The following is a 9661-nucleotide window of genomic DNA, read 5'->3' as shown; positions in this document are numbered from 1 at the left end:
GGGGCCGGTGGGGCCGCGCCGTCGACGCGGATCTCGATCCGCCGGTGCGGGGCGGCGGCGGCCTGGACGGGCTGAGAACGCGGGTGATGGACGAACGGCCGCTCCAGGTCGGACGGGCGGGCCCACAGGCCCAGGCCCGCGCCCAGCAGGCAGGCGCCGGCCACGCCCGCCAGCACCACCGGCGTCGGCACGCGATGCGGCCGGCTGACCAGCGGGTCGGCGGCGGTGTCCTGCGGAGAATCGAGCGGCATGACGGGTCCCGGATTAAAGGTTCCCTCGACGCACGACAGAGCAAGGTCCGGCCACGCCCAAGCCGAACCCGCCCCCATCTCACGCTCTCCCGGGGCCAATTGAGGCATAAACTTGGCGATAAATCCAGAGCGCTGCTGTAGGCCCGCGGCTGCATCGCGGCCTCAAGGCCGAGCGTCACGCGGTCGCAGATCCGCCGCCGGGTTGAGGCGGGCCTTTTCGCGCGGCGTCCTCGTCAACATCTGTCGCCATGTCCCGCCGCACGTGGCGCTGTGGAGCCTGGTCTCCGGTTGAGCTAATCAAGCTCGAGCTGGAGCCAATTTCCGTCATGTTCGGCGCGCAAGCCGATGCGGACGCATCTTGCGAGCCCGAGGGCCGATGAACGAACTGGTTTTTCACGATCCGACCGGGCGTCGGGCGCGCAAGATGCGAATGTTCTGGGGACTCCTGGTCTCCCTGGGAGCGCTGCTGATCGCGGCGTTCTTCGCCACGCTTGCGGTCGCCCCGCGCCTGCCGGGCGTGGCGCTGAAGGATCCGCGCGCCCTGCAGGCGCTGCACGTCGAGACCGCGCACAAGATCAAGGGCCGTCAGCACTGGACCAAGATCCCGCACCCGACCACCGCCGCGGCCGGCGGCGCCGGCAAGCCGCTGTCGGTCGGCTTCTACGTGTCGTGGGACGAGACCTCGCGCGAATCCCTGGCCGACCACGTCAACGACCTCGACGTGGTCTCGCCGCAGTGGGTGCAGCTGAACGGCTCGAAGGGGCAGGTCGACATCACCTCCGACCCCGAAGCCCGCGCCATCATCGCCGCGGCCAAGAAGCCGCCCTCGATCATCCCCGGGGTGATCAACGCCCGCAACGGCGTCTGGAACGGGGCCGAGGCCGACGCCCTGCTCGCCAGCCCGCAGGCCCAGCAGGCGCTGATCGCCACCCTGCTCGACCAGGCCCAGAAGCGCGGCTTCGCCGGCTACGTCTTCGACCTGGAGAACCTTTCGCCGGCCTCGGTGCAGCGTTACCCGGCCTTCATCGCCAAGGTGCAGGCGGCGCTGAAGCCCAGCGGCCGCGAGGTCTGGGTCACCGCGCCCTTCGACGAGGCCTGGCCGCTGAAGCGGCTGCAGGCTTCCGCCGACGTGGTCGTGCTGATGGCCTACGACGAGCACTACGGCACCGGCGACCCCGGGCCGCCCGCCGGCCAGGACTGGTTCGAGCGCTGGCTGGCCAAGGACATGGAGGAGCTCGACCCCGCCCGCACGGTGATGGCGCTCGGCTCCTACGGCTACGACTGGACCATCGCGGAGAAGGGCCAGAAGGGCTCGGCCGAGGCGGTCACCTTCACCGAGGCGACCCAGACGGCGCACGATTCCGACGCCCAGCCGCAGATGGACGAGGCCAGCCTCAACCCGACCTACGGCTACGTCGACGAAAAGGGCCGCAAACACTCGGTCTGGTATCTGGACGCCGCGACGGTGTTCAACCAGCTCAAGGTCGCCGACGGCTATCGGCCGATGGGCTATGCGCTGTGGCGCATGGGCGGCGAGGACCAGCTGGTCTGGAAGCTGATGCGCCACGACTTCGGCAAGGCCAGCCCCGCGGGTCTCGAGCTGCTGCAGCCCGGCCAGGACGTCGACTTCGACGGTTCGGGCGAAGTGCTGCGGGTCGAGGACACCCCCAAATCCGGCCACCGCAAGCTCGAGATCGACCCCGACAACGGCCTGATCTCCGGCGAGCTCTACGACGACCTGCCGACCTCCTATGTGGTGCAGCGCTACGGCTGGCATCCGGGCTGGGTGGCGCTGACCTTCGACGACGGCCCGGACCCGCGCTGGACGCCGAAGATCCTCGACATCCTCAAGCAGAAGCACGCCCCCGCGACCTTCTTCGTCATCGGCAAGAACATGTCGCGTTCGCCCGATCTGGTCGCCCGCGAGATCCGCGAGGGCCACGACGTCGGCAACCACACCTGGACGCACCCGAACATCGGCGAGACGCCGATCGCCCAGACCGTGGTCGAGATCAACTCCACCCAGCGGCTGTTCGAGACCATCACCGGCCGCTCGATGCGGCTCCTGCGGCCGCCCTTCTTCGGCGACGCCGACCCCTCGACGCCGCGCGAGGTGGCGCCGCTGATGGCCGCCCAGCGGCAGGGCTACCTGACGGTGGGCCTGCGCATCGACCCCGACGACTGGAAGAAGCCGGACCCGGCGCACATCGTCGAGACCACGCTGGCGCGCCTGAAGGACACCAACCGCCCGGGCCAGATCGTGCTGCTGCACGATTCCGGCGGCGACCGCAGCCGGACGGTGAAGGCCCTACCGGTGCTGATCGACCAGCTTCGCGCGAACGGCTACCAGCTGGTCAGCGTCGCCAAGCTGGCCGGCATGACCGACGCCCAGGCCATGCCGCCGACCTCGCGCAACTCCGTCGAACTGCTGCTCGACCGCCTCGGCTTCGGCTTCCTGCACTACGCCAACGCGGCGCTGCAGGCGCTGTTCGTCACCGCCATCGTGCTGGGCGTCGCGCGCCTGGTGTTCCTGGCGGTGTTCGCCCTCGTCCAGCGCATCCGCATCGAGGGCCGCACGCCGCCGATGCCGGACCCAGCTCAGGGGCCGATGGTCAGCGTGCTGATCCCCTGCTTCAACGAGGAGAAGGTGATCGTGGCCTCGGTGCGCCGGATCCTCGCCTCGGCCTGGCCGAAGCTCGAGGTGATGGTGCTGGACGACGGCTCCACGGACGCCACCTCGCGGGTGGTCGCCGAGGCCTTCGCCGGCGAGCCGCGCGTGCGGCTGCGCAGCTTCGAGAACGGCGGCAAGGCGCGCGCGCTGAACCGCGGCCTGGTCGAGGCGAACGGGGAGATCATCGTCGCCCTCGACGCCGACACCCTGTTCCCGCCGAACACCATCCCCGCGCTGGTCCGCTGGTTCGCCGATCCCAAGGTCGGCGCGGTGGCCGGCAACGCCATCGTCGGCAACCGGCGCAACATCATCACCCGCTGGCAGGCGCTGGAGTACGTCACCGCCCAGAACCTCGAGCGCCGGGCCCTGGCGGCCCTCGGCGCCGTGACGGTGGTGCCCGGGGCGGTCGGCGCCTGGCGGCGCGCGGCGCTGCAGCAGCTCGGCGGCTATCCGTCCGACACCCTGGCCGAGGACCAGGACCTGACCATGGCGGTGCAGCGCGCCGGCTGGCGGGTGGAGTTCGATCCGGAGGCGCGGGCCTACACCGAGGCGCCGGAAAACATCGCCGGCCTCCTGAAGCAGCGCTTCCGCTGGTCGTTCGGCACGCTCCAGTGCCTGTGGAAGCACCGCGCGGCCCTGTTCAACCCGGCCCGCCCGGTGCTGGGTTTCATCGCCCTGCCGCAGATCTGGCTGTTCCAGATCTTCCTGACCGCCCTGGCCCCGCTCGTCGACCTGGCGATCGTCTGGAGCGCGCTCTCGGCGCTCTACAGCTGGACCTTCCATCCGATCGAGTGGTCGCCGGACGACCTGATGCGGCCCCTGTTCTACTGGGCGGCCTTCATCTTCCTGGACCTCTCGGCCGGCGCGCTCGGCATGGCGCTGGAGCGGCGCGCGCCCTGGGCCGACCTGGTCTGGATGCCGGTGCAGCGGTTCGGCTACCGCCAGCTGATGTACTATGTGGTCGTCAAGTCGATCGGGGCGGCGCTGCATGGGGTGCGGGTCGGCTGGGGCAAGCTCGAGCGGCGGGCGACCGCGGCGGTGGAAGGCGCCCGTTGACTGTGCAGATCGCGACGTCAGGTCCCAAGGCGCCCGCTTGTGCGGCGCCGGCGGGGGACGCCGGATCACCGCGCTGCGACAATCCCTTCGCTGCGAGGCAAAATCAGGCGCGGGCGCGGTTGCCAGCCTCAGGCATGGCGCCTATAACGCCCGCCACTCGCCGACCCGGCGATGTCAATAGGCAAGCGCCCGCGACCTCATGAACATTCACGAACACCAAGCCAAAGCCGTTCTCAAGGAGTTCGGCGTCGCCGTTCCGCGCGGTTATCCCGCCTTCACCGTGGAAGAGGCCGTCAAGGCGGCCGAGCAGCTAGGCGGACCGGTGTTCGTCGTGAAGTCGCAGATCCATGCGGGCGGCCGCGGCAAGGGGCGTTTCGAAGGCCTCGGTCCTGAAGCCAAGGGCGGCGTCCGGGTCGTCAAGTCGGCCGACGAGGTGAAGGCCAACGCCGCCGAGATGCTCGGCCGGGTGCTGGTGACCCATCAGACCGGCCCCGCCGGCAAGCAGGTCAACCGCCTCTACATCGAAGAAGGCGCGGCGATCGCCAAGGAATTCTACCTGTCGCTGCTGGTCGACCGCGAGACCAGCCGGGTGTCGGTCGTGACCTCGACCGAAGGCGGCATGGACATCGAGGACGTCGCCCACTCGACGCCGGAGAAGATCGTCACCTTCTCGATCGACCCGGCCACGGGCGTCTGGCCGCACCACGGCCTGACGCTGGCCCAGGCGCTGGGCCTGAAGGGCGACCTGCAGAAGCAGGCGTCGAAGCTGCTCGGCCAGCTCTACCAGGCCTTCATGGCCAAGGACATGAGCATGCTCGAGATCAACCCGCTGATCGTCACCGCCCCAAGTGACGAAGAAGTCGCCCAGCTGCGGGTGCTCGACGCCAAGGTCTCGTTCGACTCGAACGCGCTCTATCGCCATCCGGAAATCAAGGAGCTGCGCGACGAGAGCGAGGAGGATCCGAAGGAGATCGAGGCCTCCAAGCACGACCTCTCCTATATCGCCCTCGACGGCTCGATCGGCTGCATGGTCAACGGCGCGGGCCTGGCCATGGCGACCATGGACATCATCAAGCTCTACGGCGCCGAGCCCGCCAACTTCCTCGACGTCGGCGGCGGCGCGACCAAGGAGAAGGTGACGGAGGCCTTCAAGATCATCACCGCCGACCCGAACGTGAAGGGCATTCTGGTCAATATCTTCGGCGGCATCGCCCGCTGCGACATCCTCGCCGAGGGCGTGATCGCCGCGGTCAAGGAGACGGGCTTGAGCGTGCCGCTGGTGGTCCGCCTGGAAGGCACCAACGCCCAGCTGGGCAAGGACATCATCAACAAGAGCGGCCTGAACGTGATCGCCGCGAACGATCTCTCCGACGGTGCGGAAAAGATCGTCAAGGCTGTGCAGGGGGCCCGCTGATGTCGGTTCTGATCGGTAAGGACACCCGGGTCATCTGCCAGGGTTTCACCGGCTCGCAGGGCACGTTCCACTCGGAACAGGCGATCGCCTACGGCACCAAGATGGTCGGCGGCACCTCGCCGGGCAAGGGCGGCTCGACGCATCTGGGCCTGCCGGTGTTCAACACCGTCGCCCAGGCCAAGCGCGAAACCGGCGCCGACGCCAGCGTGATCTACGTGCCCCCGCCGTTCGCGGCCGACGCGATCCTCGAGGCGATCGACGCCGAGATCCCGCTGATCGTCTGCATCACCGAGGGCATCCCGGTGACCGACATGATCAAGGTGAAGCGTTCGCTGTCGGGCTCGAAGTCGCGGCTGATCGGGCCGAACTGCCCGGGCCTCTTGACGCCGGGCGAGTGCAAGATCGGCATCATGCCGGGCAATATCTTCAAGCGCGGCTCTGTCGGCGTTGTCTCGCGCTCGGGCACCCTTACCTATGAGGCGGTCTTCCAGACCACCAACGTGGGGCTCGGCCAGACGACTGCGGTGGGCATCGGCGGCGACCCGGTCAAGGGCACCGAGTTCATCGACGTGCTGGACATGTTCCTCAAGGATCCGGAAACCGAGTCGATCATCATGATCGGCGAGATCGGCGGCTCCGCCGAAGAGGATGCGGCTGAATTCATCAAGAATTCACCGGTGAAGAAGCCTATGGTCGGCTTCATTGCGGGCCGTACGGCGCCTCCGGGCCGCCGCATGGGCCACGCCGGGGCGATCATCTCCGGCGGCAAGGGCGGGGCCGAGGACAAGATTGCGGCGATGGAAGCGGCGGGCATCCGCGTATCTCCGTCGCCCGCGAAGCTGGGCGAAACCCTGCTCGAGGTGCTGAAAGGCGCCTGAGACGGCAATTTAGCGTAAGGGCGGTCCGCGCGCCTCGGCTCCTCATCAGAAGCACCGCGGCCGGACCCCGGAAGGCGGACGACAGATGGCGGACGACGCAGGCCTGATCAACGAGGTGCTCGCGGAAACCTCATTCCTCTACGGCGGCAATGCCGCCTTCGTGGAGGATCTCTACGCGAAATGGGCGGCCGATCCGAATTCGGTCGACCCATCCTGGCGCGCGTTCTTCGCGACCCTGGGCGACCGCGCCGACGAGGTCGCGCGCGCGACCGCCGATCCGGCCTGGGCCAAGCCCGGCGCGCCGATCGCTCGTCCCGAGTGGCTGTCGGCCCTCGACGGCCTCTGGCCGGCGGTGCAGGCCAAGGCCGCCGCCAAGATCGCCGAGCGCCAGCCGGAAGCCTCCGCCGACACCGTGCGGGCGGCCACCCTGGATTCCCTGCGCGCGATCATGATGATCCGCGCCTACCGCATGCGCGGCCACCTGAAGGCCAACCTCGACCCGCTCGGCATCGCCACCACGCCGGGCGACGCCTCGGAGCTGGATCCGGCCACCTACGGCTTCGCCGAGACCGACTACGACCGGCCGATCTTCCTCGACTATGTGCTGGGCCTGGAGACCGCCTCGCTGCGCGAGATCCTGGCGATCCTTCGGCGCACCTACTGCGGCAACATCGGCGTGCAGTACATGCACATCTCCGATCCCAAGGAGAAGTCGTGGCTGCAGGAGCGGATCGAGGGCCGCGACAAGGAGATCACCTTCACCAAGGACGGGAAGGTGGCGATCCTCAAGAAGCTGATCGAGACCGAGGGCTTCGAGCGCTTCCTGCACCGCCGGTTCCCGGGGACCAAGCGCTTCGGCCTGGACGGCGGCGAGGCGATGGTCCCGGCGCTGGAGCAGATCATCAAGCGCGGCGGCGCGATGGGGGTGAAGGACATCGTCATCGGCATGCCGCACCGCGGCCGCCTGAACGTGCTGGCCGCCGTCATGGGCAAGCCCTACCAGGTGATCTTCCACGAGTTCCAGGGCGGCTCGTCGCTGCCGTCGGACGTGGAAGGCTCCGGCGACGTGAAGTACCACCTGGGCGCCTCGTCGGACCGCGAGTTCGACGGCAACAGCGTGCACCTGTCGCTGACCGCCAACCCCTCGCACCTGGAGATCGTCAACCCGGTGGTGATCGGCAAGGCGCGGGCCAAGCAGGCCTTCACCCTGCGCCAGACGCCGACCAGCGGCCGCGGCCATGTGCTGCCGCTCCTGTTGCACGGCGACGCGGCCTTCGCCGGCCAGGGCGTGGTGGCCGAGTGCTTCGCGCTCTCCGGCCTGAAGGGCTATGGCGTCGGCGGCACCATGCACTTCGTGGTGAACAACCAGATCGGCTTCACCACCAGCCCGAAGAACTCGCGCTCCTCGCCCTATCCGTCCGACGTGGCGCTGATGGTCGAGGCGCCGATCTTCCACGTGAACGGCGACGATCCGGAAGCGGTCACCTTCGCCGCCAAGGTGGCTACCGAGTACCGCCAGCAGTTCGGCAAGGACGTGGTCATCGACATGTTCTGCTATCGCCGGTTCGGCCACAACGAGGGCGACGATCCGACGATGACGCAGCCCTTGATGTACCAGAAGATCAAGGCCCAGCCCTCGGTGCGCGAGATCTACGGCAGGCGGCTGATCGGCGAGGGCCTCGTCACCCAGGCCGAGATCGACGGCTGGCTGGAGGAATTCTCCGCCTTCCTCGACAGCGAGTTCGACGCCGGCAAGAGCTACAAGGCCAACAAGGCCGACTGGCTGGACGGCAAGTGGTCGGGGCTGAGCCTGCCCGAGGGCGACGAGCGCCGCGTCACCGGCGTGCCGCACCAGAAGCTGCTCGACCTCGGCCGCAAGATCACCACCATTCCCGAGCGCATCAAGGTCCACAAGACCGTCGAGCGAGTGCTGCAGGCCCGGCGCGACGCGATCGAGGCCGGGACCGGCCTCGACTGGGCGACCGGCGAGCACCTGGCCTTCGCCAGCCTGCTCGACCAGGGCTATCCGGTGCGCCTGTCCGGCCAGGACAGCGTGCGCGGCACCTTCACCCAGCGCCACTCCGGGATCATCGACCAGCAGACCGAGGAGATCTACTTCCCGCTGCGGAACCTCGGGCCCAACCAGGCGCACTTCGAGGTGCTGGATTCGGCGCTCTCCGAAGAGGCGGTGCTGGGCTTCGAGTACGGCTTCTCGCTGACCGACCCGAACACCCTGACCATGTGGGAAGCCCAGTTCGGCGACTTCGCCAACGGCGCCCAGGTGGTGGTCGACCAGTTCATCTCGTCGGGCGAGCGCAAGTGGCTGCGGATGAGCGGCCTGATCATGCTGCTGCCGCACGGCTACGAAGGCCAGGGGCCGGAGCATTCGTCGGCGCGCCTGGAACGCTATCTCCAGCTCTGCGCCGAAGACAATATGCAGGTCGTCTACCCGACGACGCCGGCGAACTACTTCCACGCGCTGCGCCGCCAGCTGCTGCGCGAGTTCCGCAAGCCGCTGATCGTCATGACGCCCAAGAGCCTGCTGCGCCACAAGCGCGCGGTCTCGAACCTCTCCGACATGGCCGAGGGCTCGAGCTTCCACCGGGTGATGGTCGACGGGGCCGAGGCCGGCTGCGACGTCGGCGGCGTGACCCTGAAGCCGGACGCCGAGATCAAGCGGGTGATCATGTGCTCGGGCAAGGTCTACTTCGACCTGGTCGAGCGCCGCGCCGAGACCGGCCGCAACGACGTCTACATCCTGCGCCTGGAGCAGTTCTATCCCTGGCCGCTGAAGTCGATTTCCAACGAGCTGAAGCGGTTCAAGAACGCCGAGTTGGTGTGGGTGCAGGAAGAGCCGAAGAACATGGGCGGCTGGACCTTCGTCGACCCGTGGCTGGAGCTGACCCTCGAGCGTCTCAACATTTCCGCCAAGCGTGCACGCTACGTTGGCCGCCCGGCCTCGGCCTCGACCGCCGCAGGCCTGATGAGCCGGCACCTCAAGGAACTCGACAGCTTCCTCAAGGAAGCCTTCGCTTAAACCCCCGCCTGACCGCGCCGACCACGATCTAAAAGGAGCCTCCTTCCCATGGCCGACATCATGACTCCTGCCCTGGGCGAGTCCGTCACCGAAGCCACCGTGGCGCGGTGGACGAAAAAGGCCGGCGATGCGGTGAAGAAGGACGAGGTCCTGGTCGAGCTGGAGACCGACAAGGTCAGCCTGGAAGTGGCCGCGCCGGCCGACGGCGTGCTCGCCGAGATCGCCGCGCCGGAAGGCGCCACGGTCAATCCGGGCGCCGTCCTCGGCCGGGTGAGCGAGGGCGGGGCGGCTGTTGCGGCCGCGCCGGCCAAGGCGGCGGCCCCCGCAGCTACGCCCGCGCCGGTCGCGGCGTCC

General features: G+C 68.6%; 6 protein-coding genes. 5 read left to right on the top strand and 1 reads right to left on the bottom strand.

Going from position 1 to position 9661, the window contains the following annotated elements; genetic code table 11:
- Positions 1-251: hypothetical protein (locus VJS38_RS03350; RefSeq protein ID WP_324086738.1), on the bottom strand; the 251-nt coding region annotated here is incomplete at its 3' end.
- 376 nt (positions 252-627) lie between these two features.
- Between VJS38_RS03350 and VJS38_RS03345 the strand changes: the two genes are divergently transcribed.
- The 5 genes from VJS38_RS03345 to VJS38_RS03325 all read left to right on the top strand — a co-directional run.
- Positions 628-3978 (top strand): glycosyltransferase, encoded by a 3351-nt coding sequence (locus tag VJS38_RS03345; RefSeq protein WP_324086737.1) that lies wholly within the window; start codon positions 628-630, stop codon positions 3976-3978.
- Between the two features lie 199 nt (positions 3979-4177).
- On the top strand, positions 4178-5392 hold the full coding sequence (gene sucC, locus VJS38_RS03340) for an ADP-forming succinate--CoA ligase subunit beta (RefSeq protein WP_324086736.1): 1215 nt from the start codon (positions 4178-4180) through the stop codon (positions 5390-5392).
- Positions 5392-6270, top strand: coding sequence for a succinate--CoA ligase subunit alpha (gene sucD, locus VJS38_RS03335; protein ID WP_324086735.1), 879 nt, complete (start codon positions 5392-5394; stop codon positions 6268-6270). Before sucC ends, sucD begins: the two co-directional genes overlap by 1 nt.
- Before the next feature lie 85 nt (positions 6271-6355).
- On the top strand, positions 6356-9307 hold the full coding sequence (locus VJS38_RS03330; RefSeq protein WP_324086734.1) for a 2-oxoglutarate dehydrogenase E1 component: 2952 nt from the start codon (positions 6356-6358) through the stop codon (positions 9305-9307).
- Positions 9308-9355: 48 nt separating this feature from the next.
- Positions 9356-9661: biotin/lipoyl-containing protein (locus VJS38_RS03325; RefSeq protein ID WP_324086733.1), on the top strand; the 306-nt coding region annotated here is incomplete at its 3' end.

The organism is Phenylobacterium sp., assembly GCF_035276905.1.
Classification (GTDB): domain Bacteria; phylum Pseudomonadota; class Alphaproteobacteria; order Caulobacterales; family Caulobacteraceae; genus Phenylobacterium.
This window is presented reverse-complemented; position numbering and strand designations above follow the sequence as displayed.